Annotated in this window: 19 protein-coding genes; 4 read left to right on the forward strand and 15 right to left on the reverse strand. The window is 47.1% G+C overall.

The window, feature by feature from the left end; genetic code table 11:
* Positions 1–17: 17 nt before the first annotated feature.
* A complete protein-coding gene (gene torT, locus ACUZ8J_RS15745) occupies positions 18–1,085 on the forward strand; it encodes a TMAO reductase system periplasmic protein TorT (protein ID WP_133178648.1) in 1,068 nt (355 codons plus the stop codon).
* An 8-nt stretch (positions 1,086–1,093) separates the two neighbouring features.
* Here torT and torR read toward each other — a convergent pair whose 3' ends face one another.
* Positions 1,094–1,804, reverse strand: coding sequence for a two-component system response regulator TorR (gene torR, locus ACUZ8J_RS15750; protein ID WP_446694325.1), 711 nt, complete (start codon positions 1,802–1,804; stop codon positions 1,094–1,096).
* A 200-nt stretch (positions 1,805–2,004) separates the two neighbouring features.
* Here torR and ACUZ8J_RS15755 point away from each other — a divergent pair, with 200 nt between their 5' ends.
* Positions 2,005–2,376: a PilZ domain-containing protein gene (locus ACUZ8J_RS15755; RefSeq protein WP_446694951.1), complete on the forward strand. Its 372-nt coding sequence runs from the start codon at positions 2,005–2,007 to the stop codon at positions 2,374–2,376.
* A gap of 75 nt (positions 2,377–2,451) precedes the next feature.
* On the opposite strand, the gene radA is transcribed toward ACUZ8J_RS15755, so the two are convergent.
* Positions 2,452–3,816, reverse strand: coding sequence for a DNA repair protein RadA (gene radA / locus ACUZ8J_RS15760; protein ID WP_446694326.1), 1,365 nt, complete (start codon positions 3,814–3,816; stop codon positions 2,452–2,454).
* 147 nt (positions 3,817–3,963) lie between these two features.
* Here radA and ACUZ8J_RS15765 point away from each other — a divergent pair, with 147 nt between their 5' ends.
* Positions 3,964–6,336 carry a PilZ domain-containing protein gene (locus tag ACUZ8J_RS15765; protein ID WP_446694327.1) on the forward strand — a complete coding sequence of 791 codons (2,373 nt, stop codon included), beginning with the start codon at positions 3,964–3,966 and terminating at the stop codon, positions 6,334–6,336.
* Between the two features lie 16 nt (positions 6,337–6,352).
* Here ACUZ8J_RS15765 and ACUZ8J_RS15770 read toward each other — a convergent pair whose 3' ends face one another.
* Positions 6,353–7,354 (reverse strand): alpha/beta fold hydrolase, encoded by a 1,002-nt coding sequence (locus tag ACUZ8J_RS15770; protein ID WP_446694328.1) that lies wholly within the window; start codon positions 7,352–7,354, stop codon positions 6,353–6,355.
* 82 nt (positions 7,355–7,436) lie between these two features.
* Positions 7,437–8,429 carry a phosphoserine phosphatase SerB gene (serB, locus tag ACUZ8J_RS15775; protein ID WP_446694952.1) on the reverse strand — a complete coding sequence of 331 codons (993 nt, stop codon included), beginning with the start codon at positions 8,427–8,429 and terminating at the stop codon, positions 7,437–7,439.
* Between the two features lie 79 nt (positions 8,430–8,508).
* Between serB and ACUZ8J_RS15780 the strand changes: the two genes are divergently transcribed.
* Entirely contained in the window at positions 8,509–9,693 is a 1,185-nt protein-coding gene (locus tag ACUZ8J_RS15780) for an AhpA/YtjB family protein (RefSeq protein WP_446694953.1), read from the forward strand.
* A gap of 98 nt (positions 9,694–9,791) precedes the next feature.
* On the opposite strand, the gene deoD is transcribed toward ACUZ8J_RS15780, so the two are convergent.
* The 11 genes from deoD to pnp all read right to left on the reverse strand — a co-directional run bounded on the left by deoD (position 9,792) and on the right by pnp (position 23,061).
* A complete protein-coding gene (deoD, locus tag ACUZ8J_RS15785) occupies positions 9,792–10,502 on the reverse strand; it encodes a purine-nucleoside phosphorylase (RefSeq protein WP_011071449.1) in 711 nt (236 codons plus the stop codon).
* A 91-nt stretch (positions 10,503–10,593) separates the two neighbouring features.
* On the reverse strand, positions 10,594–11,808 hold the full coding sequence (locus tag ACUZ8J_RS15790) for a phosphopentomutase (protein ID WP_240292349.1): 1,215 nt from the start codon (positions 11,806–11,808) through the stop codon (positions 10,594–10,596).
* 9 nt (positions 11,809–11,817) lie between these two features.
* Positions 11,818–13,149 carry a thymidine phosphorylase gene (gene deoA / locus ACUZ8J_RS15795; protein ID WP_037415345.1) on the reverse strand — a complete coding sequence of 444 codons (1,332 nt, stop codon included), beginning with the start codon at positions 13,147–13,149 and terminating at the stop codon, positions 11,818–11,820.
* A gap of 184 nt (positions 13,150–13,333) precedes the next feature.
* Positions 13,334–14,104, reverse strand: a complete 771-nt coding sequence (deoC, locus tag ACUZ8J_RS15800) for a deoxyribose-phosphate aldolase (RefSeq protein WP_011625501.1) — start codon at positions 14,102–14,104, stop codon at positions 13,334–13,336.
* A 411-nt stretch (positions 14,105–14,515) separates the two neighbouring features.
* Complete coding sequence (locus ACUZ8J_RS15805) at positions 14,516–15,376, reverse strand: nucleoside-specific channel-forming Tsx family protein (RefSeq protein ID WP_188870228.1); 861 nt, start codon at positions 15,374–15,376, stop codon at positions 14,516–14,518.
* A gap of 348 nt (positions 15,377–15,724) precedes the next feature.
* The gene (locus tag ACUZ8J_RS15810; RefSeq protein ID WP_037415347.1) at positions 15,725–16,984 is read right to left on the reverse strand and encodes a NupC/NupG family nucleoside CNT transporter; all 1,260 of its coding nucleotides are present in this window, start codon (positions 16,982–16,984) and stop codon (positions 15,725–15,727) included.
* Between the two features lie 176 nt (positions 16,985–17,160).
* Positions 17,161–17,925 carry a TatD family hydrolase gene (locus ACUZ8J_RS15815; protein ID WP_208662921.1) on the reverse strand — a complete coding sequence of 255 codons (765 nt, stop codon included), beginning with the start codon at positions 17,923–17,925 and terminating at the stop codon, positions 17,161–17,163.
* A 10-nt stretch (positions 17,926–17,935) separates the two neighbouring features.
* Positions 17,936–18,118, reverse strand: a complete 183-nt coding sequence (locus ACUZ8J_RS15820) for a hypothetical protein (protein WP_341785868.1) — start codon at positions 18,116–18,118, stop codon at positions 17,936–17,938.
* A gap of 69 nt (positions 18,119–18,187) precedes the next feature.
* Positions 18,188–19,768 carry a peptide chain release factor 3 gene (gene prfC, locus ACUZ8J_RS15825; RefSeq protein WP_133178639.1) on the reverse strand — a complete coding sequence of 527 codons (1,581 nt, stop codon included), beginning with the start codon at positions 19,766–19,768 and terminating at the stop codon, positions 18,188–18,190.
* Between the two features lie 99 nt (positions 19,769–19,867).
* Positions 19,868–20,770 (reverse strand): lipoprotein NlpI, encoded by a 903-nt coding sequence (gene nlpI, locus ACUZ8J_RS15830; protein ID WP_086903699.1) that lies wholly within the window; start codon positions 20,768–20,770, stop codon positions 19,868–19,870.
* Between the two features lie 191 nt (positions 20,771–20,961).
* Positions 20,962–23,061, reverse strand: a complete 2,100-nt coding sequence (gene pnp, locus ACUZ8J_RS15835; RefSeq protein ID WP_011716147.1) for a polyribonucleotide nucleotidyltransferase — start codon at positions 23,059–23,061, stop codon at positions 20,962–20,964.
* Positions 23,062–23,082: the final 21 nt, after the last annotated feature.

The raw sequence follows: 23,082 nt of genomic DNA on the forward strand, positions 1-23,082 counted from the left end.
GTGGATGATACGAGACAATGGGAAAATTTTGGCAAGCTTTGCTCACACTCACCACTTTTGGGCTGTTATGTTTACCGACTGCTGACGCCAACAGCCAAACTTGGCCATTAGAGCAACGCCATCCCTTTAATGCCAAAATTCAACAGGCGCAGGCGCTTGATTATCATCCCCTGAGTAAAGCACAACAGGCTTGGCGCATTTGTGCCTTAGTGCCTCATCTTAAGGACGCCTATTGGATTGGCATCAACTACGGCCTGATCCAACAGGCGAAACACCTCGGTGTGTCGCTGGACCTGTTCGAAGCAGGCAGCTACTACCATCAAGATAAACAGCTCGAGCAATTAAGCGCCTGTATGAAGGGTGATTACGACGCGATTTTGCTCGGCGCCGTGAGTCCCAATCTGCTCGAACAGTTTTCTGAGCCGTTAACCAAACCCGTGCTCGCCCTAGTCAATAAACTCAATGCAGAGCAAGTGCAGACCCATATCGGTGTTAACTGGTATCAAATGGGACTGAGCGCGGGCAATTTTATTAAGGCAGATGCCAAGGCGCATTCGCCCACCCAGCCAACTACCTTGGCCCTCTTAGCGGGCCCTGAAAACCTAGGCGGCACAGATTTAGTCGAACAAGGCATTCGCCATGCCCTCGAGGGCAGCAATGTCAGTATCAGTGCGATTCAGCATGCCGATAACAATCGCAATCTCTACCGCGACCAATTACAGATACTGCTTAAAGCCCAGCGCCCCAACTATATTCTCGGCAGTGCCGTGGCGATAGAAGCCGCCGTCAGCACCCTCAAACAAAAACAGCTGACGCAAGACATTAAGCTGGTGAGCAGTTACTTATCTCCTGCGATTCTTCGCGGCTTGAAACGCCAAAAAGTGGTATACAGCAATGATGACTTGGTCGTGTTACAGGGCAAACTCGCCATCGATGTCACGGTAAAACAGCTCGAAGGCGCTGCGCCTTTTGGCGATATAGGTCCTGCTATCGTTGAGCGCACGACTTCACCAAATACCCTATCGGATCTTAGCGTTAGCCTCGCTGAAGCGGATTTTTATCCTTTATATCAAGTACGGCCTTAATCTTTACCCTAGTCCTCCACCTTAGCGGCAAATAAATAACCCTCACCATGGACAGTAACAAAGAGTTCGGGATTAAGCTTATTACGTAGGCGGCGGATGATGACATCTATGGTTCTGTCATTCACATCCTGATTGCGATGACTGGTTTGCTGCATTAAGCGCTCGCGGGAAAGTACCTGCTGCGGATGCAAAGCAAAGGCGGTTAACAACTCAAACTCGGCCTTAGTGAGCTTGATTATCTCCTCCCCTTGGCGCAACTTACGGCTGTTTAATTCAAGCCGATAACCTTCAAAACTCATCACATCGTCGGGCTCGGATAATTCCTGCACCAGCGCTTGTTCGGCTTGTTTTACCAGAGAAATCCGCCACAGTAGATTTTTAACCCTAACCAATAGCTCCCGCAGCTCGAAGGGCTTAGTCACATAATCATCGGCGCCCATCTCGAGACCAACGATTTTATCAATCGATTCATCACGGCCCGAGACCAAGATAATCCCCACATGGGAACGGCTACGTAACTCACGGGTTAAACTTAAGCCATCCACCCCAGGCAGATTAATGTCCAACATAATTAAATCAATATGTTGACGATTAAACTCATGCCACATCTGCTCGCCATCGACCGCCTCGACAACGCGGTAACCTTCTTTTTCAAAATATCCTTTCAATCGCGCACGAATAACCGCTTCATCATCGACAACGAGCACACTATAGGCCATGTTCAACATCTCTTATTTTGCTTAACTGAATTATTCATACTTTTTCATATTTGCATATGAGGAAAAGGTGAAATGTGCGATCTGCGTTGCTTTATTGCACAAAAAACTGCCGGGCTTTTACAGCGACCTGAATATGACATATGCTTAGGCATATTGACTGGGGTGAGCACTAACAAACTATGAAAGATAAAGAATTAGTGATTGATGAAAGACGCAATTTTTCACGGATCTTGTTTGCCGCAAGCGCGTCGCTACACCAAGGCGATAAACAATGGCAAACCACCATTCTTGACCTCAGCCTGAATGGCGCTTTAGTGGAAGAACCCGCAGGTTTCAGCCATGCAGGAGAGCCTATCATCCTTAGTTTTAGCTTGCAGGGCTCGGATATTGAGCTGCAAATGGAAACCGAGTTAGTGCATCAACGCAATCAACAGTTGGGATTGAAGTGTAACTTTATTGATGTTGATAGTATCAGCCATCTGAAACGCATCGTTGAGTTGAACCTAGGCGATGCATCGATACTGAATCGTGAATTAGCGCTATTTATCGAAAAACATAATAGCGCCAATTAAGTAAAACACTTAGGTGTAACTTAGCCTTCGTAGAAATCAAAAACAGCGCCACTGAGCGCTGTTTTTTATTGAAAATTAAATCGCTTCAAGTGCTTCCGATAGTTTAGACACCCCTACCACTTCCATACCTGCGGGCGGCTTTTTCGGCACGTTCGCACGGGGCACAATCGCCCGCTTAAAACCATGTTTGGCGGCTTCGACTAAACGCTCTTGGCCATTGGGCACGGGGCGAATTTCGCCAGATAAACCCACTTCACCAAACACCACTAAATCGCTCGGTAAAATATCGCCACGAAAACTCGATACCATGGCCAGCAGCAAAGTTAAGTCGGCGCTGGTTTCCGTCACTTTAACCCCGCCCACCACGTTCACAAACACGTCCTGATCCGACATTTGCAAGCCACCGTGGCGATGCATCACTGCAAGCAACATGGCTAAACGGTTTGCATCCATCCCCACTGCCACGCGGCGCGGATTCGACATCGCCGAATTATCCACCAGTACCTGTAACTCAACCAACAACGGACGCGTACCTTCCCATACCACCATCACCAAGGAGCCAGAGGATTCCTCCTCGCCGCGGGAAAGGAAAATCGCCGAAGGGTTAGCCACTTCCTTCAGACCGCGCTCGGTCATGGCGAATACGCCTAACTCGTTGATGGCACCAAATCGGTTCTTATGGGAGCGCAGGGTGCGATAACGGCTGTCGCTATCCCCTTCAAACATCACTGAGCAATCGATACAGTGCTCGAGCACTTTAGGCCCAGCGAGGCTACCGTCTTTGGTTACATGCCCTACCATAATCACGGCAATGCCGTTTTGCTTGGCAAAGCGAGTTAAATAGGAGGCCGACTCTCGCACCTGCGACACACTGCCCGGACTCGACGCCACATCGCTCATATGCATGACCTGAATAGAGTCGACGACGATGACTTTTGGCAATTCTTGCAGGGCGATTTCGCAAATCTGCTCCACACTGGTCTCGGATAACATCCTCAATTTATTGGTCGGCAGTCCTAAGCGATGGGCCCGCATTGCTACCTGCTGCAGGGATTCTTCGCCCGTCACATAGAGCGCTGGCATTTGCTCGGCAAGATAACAAAGTGTTTGAAGCAACAACGTACTCTTACCAGCACCGGGGTGACCGCCAATCAGAATCGCCGAGCCAGGCACTATGCCGCCCCCAAGTACACGGTCGAGCTCGCCAAAATGGCTCACAATACGGGGTAAAGCATTGAGATCAATTTGATCTAAGGTTTTAACTTCGCTGCTGCCAGCACCGGCATAACCCGCAAACTTTGTTCCCCTTCCGGGCGAGGCGGCACCTAAGCGCACTTCGGTTATCGTATTCCATTCATGGCAAGCACTGCACTGTCCTTGCCAACGTGGAAAATCTTGTCCACACTCATTGCACACGTACGCGGTTTTATTCTTTGCCATAACTTATTAAAATCTGTATAAAATCAATTTAAGTAACTATGAATACTGCCGACATAAGACTAACACAGCACAACATATAACCAAACCATCTGAAGACCTGAGTTTCACTTAGCTTGAGATGAAATAAGCATTAGAAAAGATCCCTACATGAGTTTAGATAACCATAATGCGCTCATAGAACAGCTCAAGCCGCTACTCATGGAACCCAACTTCCAAGAGATTTTTCAGCAGCTGACTGCCGATGAAAACAACTCCACCCGTTTTCTGTTGAAAATGGAGCTGAATCGTTTGGCCTCGCCCTGCACGCGGATTATCGATCTTAGGGACAAATCAGAGTTGCCCTGCAGTGAAGTCATGCTGGGCCAACAACGTCATTTCCTAGATGAGCCAGCCAAACATAGCCTGCAAGAAGCGATGTCCTTATATCGTAATAAATATACGCTGGGCGTGTATGAGTACGTCATCGCTGCCCATCAACAACGGCGACAAAAGCTACGTCAGGTGACACAACAAACGGACGGCGTTGAACCCGAACCTTTTATGGTTCCTGGTGTGGTACTCGGCAGTTATTTTAACCGCGCCGAAGAGCGGATGAATTACAGTATCCGTATTGCAGTTTCGCAACCCGGGCGAACCGAAATGCCGGGGATCACCGTGGACTTATCCATTGGTGGTGCGCGTATTCGCTTGGGGGCGAATCATCCCTTCGATCTCGACAAGCCTCTCAAGGTCAAACTGCTCGAGCTGAGCGAGGAATATTACTATCCCGATCTGCAACTCGGGGTCGATTATCAAATTGTCGACAGCCAAGCCAACGGTGAGTTTATTTGGCTAAGGTTAAAGCGAATTAGTGGCACTGACGCACTAGGTGAAATGCTAGGTAATTTGATTAGGGGCTACAAACTCCGCTACAAACTCGATGTGAACGATGTCTTGGTGACAGCATCAGGCCTAGGCTTTGAACGCCACTATCTTCCACATTTGCCGCATTTGCCTTTGTTTTTTAATCAACAAACGCAATCGATTAGCCATATGCTGCTAAGCCGCGACAATCAGCAGATAGTACATTATTTTCAAGATGAGAATGATATCAGCCAGCTGCCCGCCATGCTGACACCCGCGCGGCTCTCTGCGCTGCTCAGCCACCCTGAAAATCCGGATTACGGACTGTTTTTTAGTTTTACCTACAATGCCCAAGGCGCGTTATATTTTTATTCCGCCACCTTAGCCGAATTAAAATCCAAGGGCATGATGCCCTTATTCCTTGGTTTTGCCTCAACAAAACCAAGCTGGCGTATTTTTAAGCTTATCCCCGATAAGATTTATCATGCGAAAGGCTATCGCCGTGCGACCTTGCCAGGGGATGAAGCTAAATACAGCCCACTGGTAGAGCAACAATTAGTCCAGTTCAGCCATATGTTGCAACTTATCGATCTGACCAACGAGGATGAAAGAGCGACCTATAAAGCCTGGCAGAACGATAGTAATGCTAATGCGCTCAAGACCTTTGGTCAGCCGCGCCTCACCGCACATCAAATTAAGCCAATTTCGATGCAATTTAGTGAGCGTAGGCAGGAAGCGCGTTTCGCCTTTAAAACTTTAGTGAATGTGTCACAAGGAGGCATAAAAGCGACAGGGATAACCTTAGATATTTCTGGCAGAGGCATGCAGCTGACGCTGGATAACCCGACTGAGTTTGCCACCAACAAGCCAATAATGATCAGTTTGCCTAAGTTGCAGACCATTGCCGGTAAGACTCAGCTAGACAATTTACCCTACCGTCTAGTGCGTACCCGTAAAAATGGCGTGACTCTTCATTTAGCCGCGGTCATGGGACATACCCCCCATGTTGGCGTTGAGTTTTTAAATAAGCTGATCGCTCACAATCGCGAAAAACTTGAGCAACTCACTGAAAATAATAGTGAAGCAAACGAACTTTCTGATGGCTTAAAAAACATCCTTTTACGCGAGCTACACTCAGTCCCCTATTTTGTTGAGAAAACAACAAAATCAGCCCAAGTCGCCTGCTTAGGTGTCAGCACTGAACATGATGAAATCAGCGATATTTTTGCCGCAGGCTCCTCGGATACCCTGCAATATAATCTCGCCCCGCTGTTAAAAGATGGATTCTTTAAACGGGATATTCTCGATCCTATTCGCCAAATGAAACCACAGCAGGATATGGATTTTATTGAGGTGTTTATCCAGTTGACCCGCCAGTCCCGCGGTCAATTCCATTTAAAATGTGTTCCTGCCACCGAACTTGGGGATGCGCAGGCCAAAATCGCCTTTATCAACCAAAGCAAACTGGCGGGACGCTTTATGGCGCTGCGGATTTACCGTGGAGCGACCGAGAAACCGGATATGGGTTATCTGCGCCGCGAATTGGAATACATCAATATCCACGCCAACCACAGGGCGAAACAACTCGAGGAACAACTCTGGCGAATTATCGGTGTAGGAGAACTACTCGATATCACCCAAGAGGTGGAGCTGCGATACCCTGCTCTGCAAAAATAAGCAAGGGCGCATCGCCCTAGTCTTTTAACACCGCCAATTCAAACCTGAGATACCAATCGCGGATCAGCGGAAAATGGTCACTCATCGCATCCAGATGGGTCAGCATATCCGCATGACCATAGTCGTGTTTAAAGCCGTTCGCCTTTGAGAGCAGAGTATATTTCACTTGGCGAAAACCACACTCAGAGATCATATCGGCGACATCTTCAGGATGGCCAAGCACGGTATCGTTTTGCCCGGCAATAAACCAAGCAACAGGCCAGTTGGCCACCTTCGCCGCCTTGCCGTAATCGAAGCCATCATCATGGTCACGCCACTCTCCACGTACCCAATCTATGCTTTGAGTTAACGATGCGCGGCTCTCGTTATCCATACCGACACGCAGCTTATCTGCGGCGAGATACCCCTGTCCCACGGCTAAACTCGGGGCGAGACGATTCCAAAACACATCGACCATCAACCATTTTTTAAAGGACTTCACTCGAATCGTGCGTTTACTGCCAAAAGTCAGTAGTGACCGCACACTTTGCTGCAATTCGGGGTAACGCGCTAAGGCGCTCGCCATCAACACGCCGCCCCACGAATGCGCACACCAATGTACCTTCGATGGAGCTGGTTTCCCCTGCTCCTGACAAAGCTGTTGATGCATATTCAAAATATGCTGCTGCACTAATGGCAGTTGTTCGCGGATCACCTCCCCTTGTCCTAGGGTAAACCCACGCGCAATTTTGGGCAGACTCAAACCTCTGCCCGCCGTATCCAGCACATAAACCACAAAGCCCGCCTGAGCGAGAAAGCATCCTAAGCCTCGGCCACTCTGGCTGTAAAATACCCTGCCATTGGACATAGCACCATGTAACATCAGGATCGGTGGCTTCGAAAAATCCGCATTAGCAGGCAATAACTGGCGCAGATGCAGCTGTCCGTCTCGGTACGGAATATAGAGGGAAGTTTGTGCGGGCGTTGGCGCCGAGTGTTGGGATGCAGGGGAAGTCAAAGGCAGTCGCTGGTAGTCCATTCATGAACACTAAACTACCAGCTAAGCGTCAAAAAACAAGAGTCATTACTCTAATGTTAACGACTCGGAAACAACCGATGAATTAAAACTGCAGCAGATAAGGCAATACGCGCAGATCTAAACTGCAGATCCGCGCATCCGCCGCCGCCGCAAGTTTAGGTTTAGCATGGAAGGCAATACCAAAGTCCGCCGCCTGCACCATAGGGATATCGTTGGCACCATCACCGATGGCGACACGCTGCCCAGCAGGGATCTGCCAGTCTTGGCTACAACGGTTAACCACATCGGCCTTAAACTGGGCATCGACGACTTTCCCCGTGACGGTTCCCGCGAGCTTGCCGTCCACAATCACTAATTCGTTGGCAAATGCCGCGTCTAAATTCAACAGCTGTTTTAAGTGACCAACAAACGGCGTGAAGCCTCCTGACGCAACAACCAAACGCCAATGGTGCGACTTAAGCTCGGTCAGCATGGCCTCAAGGCCCGGCATCAGTGGTAAAGTGTCACACAAGGTTTGAATAATCTTGGCATCGGCGCCCTGAAGCTGGGCAACCCTTTGGCGCAAACTCTGCTCGAAATCCAGCTCGCCCTGCATAGCGCGCTCCGTGATTGCCGCCACTTGCTCGCCGACCCCTGCCATCGCGGCAAGTTCATCAATACATTCAATTTGGATCGCGGTAGAATCCATATCCATCACCAGTAAACCCGGCTCGCTCAGTTTAGGTAATGGGCCGCGAATAAGGTGTAACTCCACCTGCGATGGACAAGTGGCTAACAGCTCGGCACTCGGCTCCACGGGAAGCACAACTTCAACGCAATGTAGCGCCACTTGACGGCGAATAGGTGCGATGGAGAGCGAAGTTAATTTAAGGCTTTTAGCCAGAGAAACAATCCAATCTGCTAATGAGTCTTCAATGCTTAAATCTTCGTAAATCAGACGCATAGCACATCCGCTCTGGGATGGCCGCGTAGACGATTCCTGATAAGCCTCGAAACTGAGCCCCTGATATTCAAAGCGAGGTGAAGGGCTAGCAGCTAACCATACAAACAGCGCATTTTGGTTCAAGCTTTCCATAGGACTCATGTTCTCCAACTATCGGGCTCACTCAGAATCAATTATGATTAGGCAAGCGCTCTCACTATTAAGGGTCAAAGTGTTATATCTTAAAGGGCTAAAGAAAAGCCATAAAATCAGTAGACTGCTCCAAATCGCCATCGCCTTGACCTTGATGGTCGGCTTAGTGCAATTGTGGCAGACAAGCCTACTACAAGGTCAGCTGCTTCTAAAGTCCCAAACGCAAAAGATGGCCAGATTACTGGTGCAACAAACGGCCTACAGCGCGGCGCCCGCCCTACAATTGCAAAACGATGAACAGCTCCAATGGCTGGCTAGCGCATTAGTTGAAGATCCTAAGGTGATTTCGGCGGCCATTTTCAGCGACCAAGGTATACGCTTAGCCTTCGCCCAAAGTATTACCAAGGAAGTCTTAGACCCAGAATCCGAAGACATGAGTTTGCTCCTGATTAAATATCCGCCCTATGTCGAACCCGTGATCCAAGATGGAAAGAATTTAGGCTATGTCGAGGTTAGACTCGACACCAAACTATTTTTTAATGAAATCAAAGAAGCGCATAACCTGAATATGGAGCAGCAGCAAATCATGCTGCTGGTTGCTGGCCTTATCGGCATGTTGTTATCCCGCGCCTTATCCTTTAAACGCGCCGATTTTGACCGCCGTCGCACCCGCGCCAAATTACGTAAAAATCCTAAGAAAAATAAAGCTATAAAAGCAGCTGAGGAAGCTACGCCCGCAGATAATCAAGATACGCAGCAAGATGCTGTTATCGCAAGTGACACTGAGGCCGCTCAAAAGCCGATAGAAGCTAAGAAGACCAAAGAAAGCAAAGAAGCAACAGACCTTGACACTCAGCCCTTGGAGAAATCGGTAGCAAGTAAAGCGCCAAATGAAGACAGCAATGAAGCCATTGCCGAATCTAAAGCAAGGAAAACCAAAGTAACCACAGGGACAAAAGCTGTGCTTGCGCCAGAAAGAGTTGCATCAGAGAAAGCGCTTGATACGGAACCGGAGCTTAAACCAGAGAAAGATACTAAGGACAAGTCATCATCTGAGTCTACGTCTCTGTCGCAGTCTAAAGTGGATACCAAGGAACATGCGACCCAAGCGACAGCTTCAACAACTGAGCCGCAAAGCTCAACGCCCGCACCAAATAAACCTAAGGTAAAATCGGTACGCCGCGTGAAAACCAATGCGGCGAAATCCAACACAGAGAAAACCCTAACTCAACCGAGCGATTTAGATACCGATTCTACGGGTTAATTGAGACGTATCAGCCCAAACTGAGCGTCTTGGGGTCAGAGACAATAGAAAAGGGTTCGCAGTGCGAACCCTTTTTTTATAACGAGATTAGCGACAGATTACAGCGTAATTGCTGCGTCTAATGTCATCACGATCATATCGTTGAACGTGGTTTGACGCTCTTCAGAAGTGGTTTTTTCACCAGTACGGATATGGTCAGATACAGTTACCACACACAGTGCACGGGCACCGAATTCATGGGCAACACCGTATAAACCAGCGGCTTCCATTTCTACGCCTAACACGCCCATTTTTTCCATCACGTCAAACATTTGTGGATCAGGAGTGTAGAACAGATCGGCAGAGAAAACGTTACCAACACGGATCTTAGTGCCTTTCACTTTGGCAGACTCGATCACGGCATTCATCAGCTCGTAGTTCGCGATAGCAGCGAAATCTTGGCCTTTGAAACGTAAACGGTTAACTTGCGAATCGGTACAAGCACCCATGCCGATGATCACATCGCGCACTTTAACGTCAGTGCTGATCGCGCCACAAGTACCCACGCGGATCAGGTTCTTAACGCCGTAGTCTTTAATTAATTCAGTTGCATAGATTGAGCATGAAGGAATACCCATGCCTGAACCCATTACAGAAATACGTTTGCCTTTGTAAGTACCAGTAAAACCTAGCATGTTTCGAACGTCAGTCACTTGCTCAACATTTTCTAAGAATGTTTCAGCAATATATTTTGCTCGTAATGGATCGCCTGGAAACAGAACCGTCTCAGCGAATGCGCCCTCTACAGCATTAATGTGTGGTGTTGCCATCGAAATAACCCCTGTTTATTTTATTAAGACTTAAGTCTTTGTTTACTGGCGGCCCAATGCTGGCCGCCAAATCGAGATCTTGCACGTTTACTTAGATAAACGACTCACCGTATTCCATCGGCTCAAGCTTGAAGTAGCTTGCGATAGATTGGCCGATATCGGCGAAGCTGTTACGGCGACCGAGTGAACCGGCTTTCAGTCCTGCGCCATAGGCCAATACAGGCACATATTCACGGGTATGGTCAGTACCTTGCCACGTTGGATCGCAACCATGGTCGGCGGTGAGGATTAACAGATCGTCCTCATCCAGCAGCGCGAGCATTTCAGGTAAACGCGAGTCGAAATACTCCAGCCCTTTCGCATAACCTGCCACATCACGGCGGTGACCATAGTGGGAGTCAAAATCAACAAAGTTAGTGAATACAATAGTATTTTCACCCGCTGATTTCACTTCGGCTAACGTCGCATCAAATAGTGCTTCTAAACCGTTTGCCTTCACCTTTTTGGTGATGCCACAGTAAGCGTAAATGTCGGCAATCTTGCCCACACTCACCACTTCACCACCAGCGGCTTTTAACTTATCTAACACTGTCTTCGCTGGCGGCTCGAGGGAGTAATCCTTACGGTTACCAGTACGAGCAAAGTCGCTTGGGCCAGTACCATCGAATGGACGCGCAATCACGCGGCCAATGTTATAAGGTTCTAACTCTTCACGAGCGATTTCGCAAAGACGATATAAATTTTCTAAGCCAAATGTGCCTTCATGGCAGGCAATCTGGAATACAGAATCTGCCGAGGTGTAAAAAATTGGCTTGCCAGAGCGCATATGCTCTTCGCCTAATTCTTCCAGAATAGTAGTACCAGAAGCATGGCAGTTACCTAAAAAGCCATCGAGTCCCGCACGGGCCAAAATCTTATCGGTCAGCTCTTTAGGGAATGAGTTTTGGTGCTCGCTAAAATAGCCCCATTCGAATAATACGGGTACTCCCGCCATTTCCCAGTGACCGCTCGGAGTATCTTTACCCGAACTTAATTCCTGAGCGTGGCCATAGGCACCAATCAAGTCAACATTGTCCGCAAAGCCTGGTGCAAACGCCCCGGTACTCTCCATCGCGGCATGGGCTAACCCTAAACGAGCCAAGTTTGGCAGAGCTAATGGGCCTTTACGACCAGTATCCGCTTTACCTTCGGCGCATGCTTTGGCGATATGGCCAAATGTGTCAGAACCTAGATCCCCAAACTTAGCGGCGTCACCAGCAGCGCCCACGCCAAAGGAATCCAACATCATTATAACTGTACGTTTCATAATTCTTCCTTAAAGATCCGAAGCTCGAATATAAGCATAGATCTCAGGTGTTTTTTCTGGAGCGACTTCATCGATATGAATCGCTTTTTTCACCGCTTCTTCTGCCTGCGCAAAGGCTTCTTCAGATTGCGCGTGGATCACAGCAATCGGCGTAGAAGCATCAATTTTATCGCCAAGGGCACAGACTTGCGTCAAACCAACACTGTAGTCGAGTGCATCACCAGGTTTGCGACGACCACCACCTAAGGTAACCACGGCTAAACCGAGTTCGCGGGTATCCATGCTGTAGGCATAACCTTGGGTATCCGCAAAGACAGGGCGAATAATTTGCGATTGCGGTAAGTACTTACTGTAGTTTTCGACAAAATCGACGGGGCCACCGAGGCCTGAAACCATCTTGCCAAAGATCTCGGCAGCGCGGCCATTATCTAATACCCGATTTAACTTGGCACGGGCATCCGCTTCATCGGTCGCGAGGCCACCAAGGAGTAACATCTCGGCGCAAAGACCCATTGTCACAGCGTATAGACGAGGATTACGGTAAGCACCAGTTAAGAAGTCGATGGCTTCTTTCACTTCAACCGCATTACCCGCACATGAGGCTAATACTTGGTTCATGTCGGTGAGTAAGGCCGTCGTTTTAGTACCTGCGCCATTGGCTACCGCAGCAATACTGCGAGCAAGCTCTTCAGAGGCTTCGTAGGTTGGCATAAATGCGCCGCTACCGACTTTGACGTCCATCGCCAATGCATCGAGACTACAAGCTAATTTCTTAGAGAGAATAGAGGCGGTAATGAGGGAGATGGATTCGACAGTCGCAGTGTTGTCACGGATGGAGTAGAAACGTTTATCGGCGGGAACCAGATCACCAGTTTGGCCGATAATCGCCACACCAACATCTTTGACCACTTTGCGGAACAATTCACTCGAAGGTTCGGTTTGATAACCGGGAATAGCGTCGAACTTATCGAGCGTACCGCCTGTATGTCCGAGTCCGCGACCCGAAATCATCGGCACATAACCACCGCAGGCAGCAGCCATGGGACCGAGCATAAGACTAATCACATCACCGACACCACCTGTACTGTGTTTATCGATGACTGGGCCATTAAGACCAAGTGATTGCCAATTGAGTACAGTGCCAGAATCGCGCATTGCCGTAGTCAAAGCGATTCTTTCATCCATATTCATGTCATTAAAATACACAGCCATGCCTAATGCGGCGATCTGACCTTCCGACACTGCATTAGTGGTTATGCCCTTAACGAAGAACTGGATCTCTTCGGTGCTTAAAGCTAACCCATTGCGTTTCTTACGTATAATTTCCTGAGCTAGAAACATGATACTGCCTCCAAGCTAAATACTAATACAACATATCCGTTATTTAGCTTTGCAATGAAACATCAAAACTGTAGCAATATTACAATTACATGCTATCGAAGTTTTGATGTTTCCAACTAGATTTAGGTCACACTTAATTAGTTTCGATATATGATTTTGGTATTAATCGAGATGCAATGTTCGATTAATAGCCTTGAGTCGGCTTAGGCGCATCGGCTAATTCTAACGTGTGTAACAAGCTATTGAGTAAGCTTGAAGCACCAAATCTAAAGGTACGTGGAGAGACCCAATCCGCACCAAGAATACGCTCAGCCACACCTAAAAACTCTGCAGCTTGAGCAGCATCACGTACGCCGCCAGCAGGCTTAAAGCCTACTTTGGTGTTCTTCTCACTGATCACAGTCAGCATGATTTCAGCCGCTTCAAGGGTTGCGTTGACAGGCACTTTACCGGTAGACGTCTTAATAAAATCAGCTCCGGCATCGATAGACAGTTCAGAGGCACGGCGAATAAGCGCAGGATCGGCTAATACACCCGATTCAATAATGACTTTCAGCAATACTTCGCCACAGGCTTCTTTACAGGCTTTGACTAACTCATAGCCGACTGTTTCATTGCCTTCCATCAGCGCGCGGTATGGAAATACCACGTCCACTTCATCGGCGCCATAGGCAACCGCTGCACGGGTTTCTAATACCGCAATAGCGATATCGTCGTTACCGTGTGGAAAGTTGGTTACTGTCGCGATTTGAATGTCTTCGGCGCCCAATTCATCAAGGGTCTTACGTGCGATAGGAATGAAGCGAGGATAGATACAGATGGCAGCAGTATTACCCGCTGGCGTCACAGCTTTGTGACATAGGTCGATCACCTTCTGATCGGTATCGTCATCGTTTAAGGTGGTTAAATCCATAAGTTCGATGGCGCGTTGTGCTGCTTTTTTTAAATCAGTCATAATAGCTCTCCAAAAGAAAAAACAAATAAACAGAAATCAGTCGCTTATAAGCAACGCTTAGAGGTGGCATTATTTTGATTATTTTTATATGGCCGGGCCTTCAGGCGATGCCGAGTAATTTGTGTAGGGCAAATTACATATTTATTAGGTATTCAATCTTGCCTATACATAACTAGGCATCCTGACACTTAAATTGACTATAAGTGATCACGACTTGAATCCTTGAAGACCGGAAGAGAGGAGACGAATAATGTCTTGTTCCTACTTTTCCGCGAAAAATCCGTTTTAGCGCGAGAAAAACACAAACCTTTATATAAACGCACTGCTCAAATTATAAATGGGTTTAGATAAAGATTCATGACACATAAAAGATGGAGCCGCCATCGCGGCTCCAACAAGTCTTACAAGCAATTAGAACTTGTAAGTTGCAGTGAAGTAGTGAGCGAAACCTTTAGTTTCTAAACCAAATGTTCCTTCATCCTTCAGCAAATAAACATCGCTATAGGCTTTCAGGCCATAACCAAGAGCATAGTTATCAGAATGCCAGTGCAGACCAAAGTATGCTGCACCACCGTGTGAGGTGAATGTAGTATTGATAAATTGACCATTATCGTCATACGCATTCACTTCGTCAGCACCGAATTGGTAATCAACATAACCCTGGAATGAAATAAAGCTCTTATTGTCAAAGAAATAGAAAGGCTTAAACCAGTTCATAGAGAATTGGTAACCATTCCAATCTTTAGCATTAATATCATAAGTAGCATACAGGTTCATGCCAGTCTTACCTAGCCAAGGCACCATAACATCAGCACCAACACCCCAAAATGACATATTTACGTCACCTGAGCCATCTTTATTAAATGCACCACCGCCCCAGTTAAACAGAGTAGAGAAGTAAACTTCTTGTACTGGGCCGAAAGATAAATCTTTGCCAGTAATAGCATCTAAAGAGAAACGTGGCGCAAACTTCATAAACATCTTGCTGTCGCCGCCAGTTTTATCGCCTGAGCTACTGTTAGCTAAATTGAAGACGTCTACATAACCATATAAATCAACGATGCCTTTACGACCACCAAATTCCATTTCTAAGTAATCATGGCCGCCATCATCAGCATCACCACGTGGCAATTCATTAACAGCATACATAGCATTAAACTGCATCCACTTGTAATCAGTGGCATAAATATCAGAACGGTCTGCAGCAAATGCGTTACCAGAGATTGCAGCTACTGCTGTAGCGGCTAAAGCTAAAGTTTTAACGTTTTTCATCATCAACCCCATTATTTTGGTTGCTACCGTCTAGGGTAGCGTTCTTTTTGTGGCGCTCGCATTTTACCTCGATTAAAAAAAATCTCAATAATCTTGCGTAAAATCACGAACACAAAATTCTTAATTGTGAACAAAGTCGCGACTTATTGTTTACGACTAATTAACTTAACCGTACGTCACGACCGTAAGACAGCATCACAGCTAAAGTTTAGTTGTAATCTGACCTATACAATCGGAGAAACTATTCACTACAGGAATCACTACTGGAAAATGGTTGAATTAACTTAGGTCCTGCCCTGCATGGTCAGGACCTAGTTAGTGGGGAATCTCTCCCCAACGTTTCTGTGCTTAGATAGCTAAGAACAGACCCGCAATTGTTGCACTCATTAAGTTAGCTAACGAGCCTGCGATAACCGCACGAATACCCATTTTAGCTAAATCGTGACGACGGTTAGGAGCCATAGCACCTAAACCACCCAACAGAATCGCGATAGAAGACAAGTTCGCAAAACCACACAGTGCAAACGAAACAATCGCTTTGGTTCTGTCGGTCATAGCTAAACCAGTTTCAGCCACAACCATACCGCCATCAGCGATGTCTTTTAAGTATGGAGCAAAGTTCAGGTAAGCTACGAATTCGTTAACAATGATCTTTTGACCAATGAAAGAACCAGCAACTAATGCTTCATTCCAAGGCACACCGATAAGGAATGCTAAAGGCATGAACACATAGCCAAGGATCAGTTCCAGTGTTAAACCTTCAACACCAAACCAACCACCTACACCACCGATGATGCCGTTGATCATAGCGATCAAGCCAACGAAGGCTAACAGCATTGCACCTACGTTCAGCGCTAAATGCATACCAGATGAAGCACCCGCAGCAGCAGCGTCTAATACGTTAGCTGGCTTATCAGGATCTTCTGGTAATTCATCCATGTCGTTTTTAGCAACTTCAGTTTCTGGATGCATCAGTTTAGCCATTAATAGACCACCTGGTGCCGCCATGAATGACGCAGCAACTAAGTACTCAATAGGCACGCCCATTTGCGCGTAACCAGCCAATACTGAACCTGCGATAGAAGCTAAACCACCCACCATGATCGCAAACAGTTCTGATTGAGTCATAGTAGGAATGAATGGACGAACAACTAACGGCGCTTCAGTTTGACCAACGAAGATGTTAGCAGTCGCAGACATAGATTCAGTACGGCTTGTGCCTAATGCTTTTTGCAGACCACCACCGATGATACGGATGATCCACTGCATTACGCCTAAATAGTACAGAACGGCGATTAGAGAAGAGAAGAACACAATAACTGGCAACACGTTTACCGCGAAGATAAAGCCAAGTTTGAAGTTAGCTAAATCACCGAACAGGAAACCGATACCGTTTTGTGCATAACCGATAACGCTAGATACGGCGTCAGATACACCTTTCAGGATATCTTTACCGACAGGAACGTACAGTACAAAACCACCGAAGGCAGCTTGGATGGCTAATGCCCCACCCACAGTACGCAAGTTAATTGCTTTTTTGTTATTCGATAGGAGGAAACCTATCGCAAGTAGGACGACCACCCCTACTAAGCTCATCAATATATTCATTAACCATCACCCTATTGTTAACACTTTTTAATTATGTTGTTAATCAACCTATTTCCGAGTCAGATTATACCCGAGAGAAAGTCGAAAATCGTCGTTTTGATCAAAATTTTGGAGTTTAATTTCAACCGCTTAGCGCAAAATGCTATTGCGACCTACACCTGTTTAACCAAAAACAACTAAAGGTCAAACAGTTGCATTGCATTCGACACCAAGTGTTCTGATATTAGAACACTAGATTTTTTTTGCAAAGTTGCAATTTTGTCTATAAAAAGTACAGCATTAGCGGGTTGATTCCGTTTTTCTGTAACATTTAGTGGAGTCATGGCTGGAGAATCAGTCTCAAGTAGGAAACTTTCTAAGGGCAATTCACTGACGGTTTTGAGCAGTTTTTTCGCATTCGGATTCATCACTAAACCACCAATGCCAAGTTTAAAACCTAGCTTAGTGTATTCGAGTGCAATATCAGGACTGCCAGAAAAGGCGTGTATTACGCCCGCTTTTGGGAGTTTATGGCGCTTTAAATGGAACAATACTTCTTGATGTGCTTTGACGGCATGGACGATAACAGGCAAATTTTGCTCATAAGCAAGCGCCAACTGAGCGTCAAAAAATGCTAACTGGTTGCTCCAATTGTCAGCATAAAGTTTGTCTAACCCACACTCACCAATGGCAACAAAACGGGGACATTCTCGTAACTGAGCTACCTGTAATGTTAATTCTGTGATGGCCTTATCAACATCTTCGGGGCAGAACCAAGGGTGGATCCCTAAGGCAAAATAACACTGGTATTGCTCAGCAATGGCCAATTGTTTGACCCAATGCAGAGGGGAAACACCTGGGATGATCAGATTATCGATGCCCGCTTGTCGCATACGCTGCACAACCTGTTCACGGTCACTATCAAACTCGACAAAATCGAGGTGCGCATGGGTATCTAACATCATCAATCCATTACTCCGATTTTGTCTCTCCATGGGATGCAGCAGCCTTTTCTTGGCAATTCGGCTTATTGCGGACTAATGGCGGGTCCTCCAATCGAGGCATACAACAGCGGCGATTCTCTGGTGTCAGCCCCATCTTGTCGCACCAACGGATATAAGCCTGCCAAGTTCGAGTTATCCAACTTATCATCAGTCACCCCTCAAATTTTAGATACAAAAAAGGCGGTGAATCACCGCCTTTTACCCTAGAGTCACTTACCTGTTAGTGTTCGCGCGTTTTAGCGAACTCGATATCAGGGTATCTTTCCATCGAAAGATTTAAGTTAACCATAGTTGGCGCAATATAAGTTAAGTTATCGCCACCATCGAGTGCCAAGTTCTGGCTACATTTGCGGCGGAACTCTTCTAGCTTACGCTCATCTTTACAATAAACCCAGCGTGCGGTTGAAACGCTAATACCTTCGTAAATCGCTTCAACGTTGTACTCGCTCTTTAAGCGGCCAACAACCACTTCAAACTGCAGCACACCTACAGCACCAACGATTAAATCGTTCGAGTCTAATGGACGGAACACCTGCACAGCGCCTTCTTCAGACAACTGCACTAAGCCCTTAAGCAATTGTTTTTGCTTGAGCGGATCGCGCAGACGAATACGGCGGAACATTTCAGGTGCAAAGTTTGGCACACCGGTAAAGCGGAACTTTTCACCTTGGGTGAAAGTATCACCGATACGAATGGTCCCATGGTTATGTAAACCAATAATATCACCAGGATATGCCACTTCGGCACGCTCACGGTCACCCGCCATAAAGGTCAAGGCATCGCTGACGTTTACATCTTTACCGATACGCACGTGGTGCATCTTCATGCCTTGCTCATAGCGACCCGAGCAAACACGCATAAAGGCAACACGGTCACGGTGTTTGGGATCCATGTTGGCTTGGATTTTAAACACAAAACCGGTGAATTTTTCTTCGTCAGGCATGATCATCCGCACATCGCTTTCACGAGGTAGCGGCTTTGGTGCCCACTCCACAATACCATCGAGGATATGGTCAACACCGAAGTTACCCAAAGCGGTACCGAAGAAGACGGGCGTAAGCTCACCCTTTAAGAAGGCTTGGTGATCAAATTCGTTCGATGCACCGCGAACCAGTTCCATTTCATCACGTAAATCAGCAGCATAACTACCAATCGCTTTATCCAGCTCAGGGTTATCGATGCCTTCAATCACGCGGCGCTCTTGGATAGTGTGCCCCATACCGCTTTGGTACAGCACCACTTCATCACGCAGAATATGGTAAACACCCTTAAACTCTTTGCCACTACCAATCGGCCAAGTGATAGGCGCACAGGCGATATTGAGTACATCCTCAACTTCATCCATCAGTTCGATGGGATCGCGAATATCACGGTCGAGTTTGTTCATAAAGGTGACGATAGGCGTATCACGCAGACGCGTTACTTCCATCAATTTGATGGTACGGTCTTCAACACCCTTTGCCGAGTCGATAACCATCAGGCAAGAGTCAACCGCCGTTAAGGTGCGGTAAGTATCTTCCGAGAAGTCTTCGTGGCCGGGAGTGTCGAGTAGGTTAACGAGCGCACCGCCATATGGGAACTGCATGACAGACGTAGTAATCGAAATACCACGGTCTTTTTCCATTTCCATCCAGTCAGACTTAGCATGCTGACCCGATTTTTTGCCCTTAACGGTACCCGCTTTCTGCAGCGCGTTTCCGAATAACAGCACTTTTTCGGTAATGGTGGTTTTACCCGCGTCGGGGTGCGATATAATCGCGAAGGTGCGACGTTTATCGACCTCTACTTTATTGTCTGACATTTAACCTATGCACTCGTATCGCTAAAAAAGGCGCAAATTATAGCGCCTCAGTGCGTACTTGGCTAGGTAAAGCCCAAGATGTGTCTCGGGCGATATGGCTTATTTTGTGCCTTCGAGCAAACCTTTAACTTTGGCTAGTTCAATTCGCGCATATCTGTGCTCAACAAAGTCATAGATATTGGTCGCGAGGGCAAGGCGGAAATAATTCGCCGCCTCTTGGTATTGATTCTTGGCGATTTCGATTTTGGCGAGGTAGAAATACGCTTCACAGAGACGCTCAGCATATTCTTTGGGATGGGTCAGGCCTAATTTGGCGTCGGCAAAAACCTGCTCGCGGCTCTTAACGCCTAGGTAATAATCAACAATCACGGTTGACCAGGCATCGGCTTCCAGTCCCTTTCGGTGCTCCTGTAACTGACGTTTAGCTTCCTCAGCGTTATCCTTTGACTGGATGAGATATAACCACAGGGCGCGGTAACCATCTTTATTGTCGCCGGCATAAAACGCCTGCATATCTTTTAAAGCGAGATCGTTCCGATCGCCATAATAAAGCGCAATGCCGCGATTCAAGTAGGCATAATCATAGTTTGGCGACAGCTCTAATACCCCATCAAACGCTTCATAAGCGCTATCGTATTCACCCTCTTGAGTGTAATAAATACCAAGGAAATTATAGGCATCGGCTAAATCGGGTTGCAGTTTTAAGGCCTGCATAAAATCGATGCGCGCCATTAAGCGTAAACCAACGCTATCGTAAATCACGCCACGGTCGTAATGAAAACGTGCGCGCTGCTCGTTGGTTAGCTCAACCGCCGATAATATTTCATTCAGCTTGGCAAGGGTGACTTCAACTTTATAGTCTGGCATCACGGGGGCGATGACTAACTTGCCTTCAACGTCATTTTGGTTGTCTAAGGGAGACTTAGTGGTCGCACATCCAGCCAACATCAAGCTGGCACCCGCCAGCACAGCAACAACAGCGGTTCTAATTTTAAGACTCATCCATTTCTACCTTTTTAGATTCCCAACCCACGCAGAAGAATGTTCATGATAGCAATCCCACTTCAGGACTGCTATTGAGGAATAGCATTAAACGCAATTTTATTAAACCTAAACAAACAAAAAGGAGATCAATTGATCTCCTTTTAGTCACGTCATGTCGAAACTGACGCCGATAATGTCAGTGAAGACGATTATTCAGCAGCGGCTTCTTTAGTCTGTGCTTCTTTGATTGACAGTCTTACACGACCTTGACGATCCACTTCCATTACCTTAACGGTAACTTCTTGGTTCAGTTCAAGGTGGTCAGAGACGTTAGCAACACGCTCATCGCTGATTTGCGAAATGTGCACTAAACCATCTTTGCCAGGCAGAATGTTAACGAAGGCACCGAAGTCTACGATACGGATAACTTTACCGTTGTAGATACGACCCACTTCAACTTCTGAAGTGATTTCTTCGATACGACGGATGGCTTCACGGGTTGCATCGCCATTTGACGAAGCAATCTTCACAGTACCGTCATCTTCCAGTTCGATAGTGGTGCCGGTTTCTTCGGTCAGCGCACGAATAACCGCGCCGCCTTTACCGATAACATCACGGATCTTCTCTGGGTTGATCTTGATAGTTGTGATACGTGGAGCGTGGTCAGAGATATCATCACGGTGTGAACCAATCGCTTGGTCCATCACGTTCAGGATATGTACACGTGCGCCGTAGGCTTGTTGCAGTGCAATTTCCATGATTTCTTTGGTGATACCTTCGATCTTGATGTCCATCTGCAGTGCAGTCACACCATCACGAGTACCGGCTACTTTGAAGTCCATGTCACCTAAGTGGTCTTCATCACCTAAGATGTCAGACAGAACAACGAAGTTGTCGCCTTCTTTTACTAGACCCATAGCGATACCCGCTACAGAAGTCTTGATTGGTACACCCGCATCCATCAGCGCAAGAGACGTACCACAAACTGATGCCATAGAGCTTGAACCGTTAGATTCAGTGATTTCAGAAACCACGCGAACGCTGTATGGGAATTCTTCAGCCGTTGGCATTACTGCGTTGATACCGCGCCATGCTAACTTGCCGTGACCGATTTCGCGACGCTTAGGTGAGCCCACCATACCTGTCTCACCCACAGAGTAAGGAGGGAAGTTGTAGTGCAGCATAAAGCGGTTAGTACGCTCGCCCATGATGCTATCAATCTTCTGTGCGTCACGCTCAGTACCTAGAGTACAAGTTACCAGTGCTTGAGTTTCGCCACGGGTAAACAGTGCACTACCGTGAGTACGTGGTAATACGCCTGCTAATACGCTGAGAGCACGAACCATGTCTGGCTCACGACCGTCGATGCGCGGCTCACCACGGATGATGCGACCACGAACCACTTTCTTCTCTAAGCTACCGAGCAGACCGTCAACTTCACGTAAATCGACGTCTGGGTTTGCAGCCAACAGTGCTTCTTTAGCAGCGGCTTTAACCACAGCAACTTGAGCATAACGATCTTGTTTAACTTGAATTTGATACGCTTGCGCTAAACCGTCTTCAGCTAATTCTTTAACTTGAGCAACTAAGGCTTCATTGGCAACTGGTGCAGTCCAATTCCAAGCTGGTTTACCCGCTTCTGCTTTGAATTCAGCAATCGCTTTGATAACCACTTGTTGTTGGTCATGGCCATAAACCACTGAGCCTAACATCACTTCTTCTGGTAATGCTTGAGCTTCTGACTCAACCATCAATACCGCGCTCTCAGTACCGGCAACAACTAGGTTCAGTTGGCTGCTTTCTAACTGAGTCACTGTTGGGTTCAGTACGTATTCGCCATTGATGTAACCCACACGCGCTGCACCTAACGGGCCGCTGAATGGGATACCCGAAATAGCAAGCGCAGCCGAAGTACCGATCATTGAAATAATATCCGGCTCGATTTGTGGATCGACAGATACAACAGTAATGATCACTTGAACTTCGTTTGTGAAGCCATTAGGGAAAAGAGGACGAATTGGACGGTCGATCAGGCGAGCGATTAATGTCTCATCTTCTGAAGGACGGCCTTCACGCTTAAAGAAACCACCAGGAATTTTACCTGCTGCGTAGGTCTTTTCTTGATAGTTAACAGTCAGAGGAAAGAAGTCACGGCCTGCTTCAGCTTCTTTTTTACCAACAACAGTGACCAACACTGTCGTGTCACCCATGCTAGCTAAAACGGCAGCGTCTGCTTGACGTGCAATAACACCTGTTTCCAGGGTGACTGTATGTTGACCATACTCAAAACTCTTTACAATTGGATTCACGTGACCCATTCCTTAATTAAT

The organism is Shewanella sp. Koi 1, assembly GCF_052907445.1.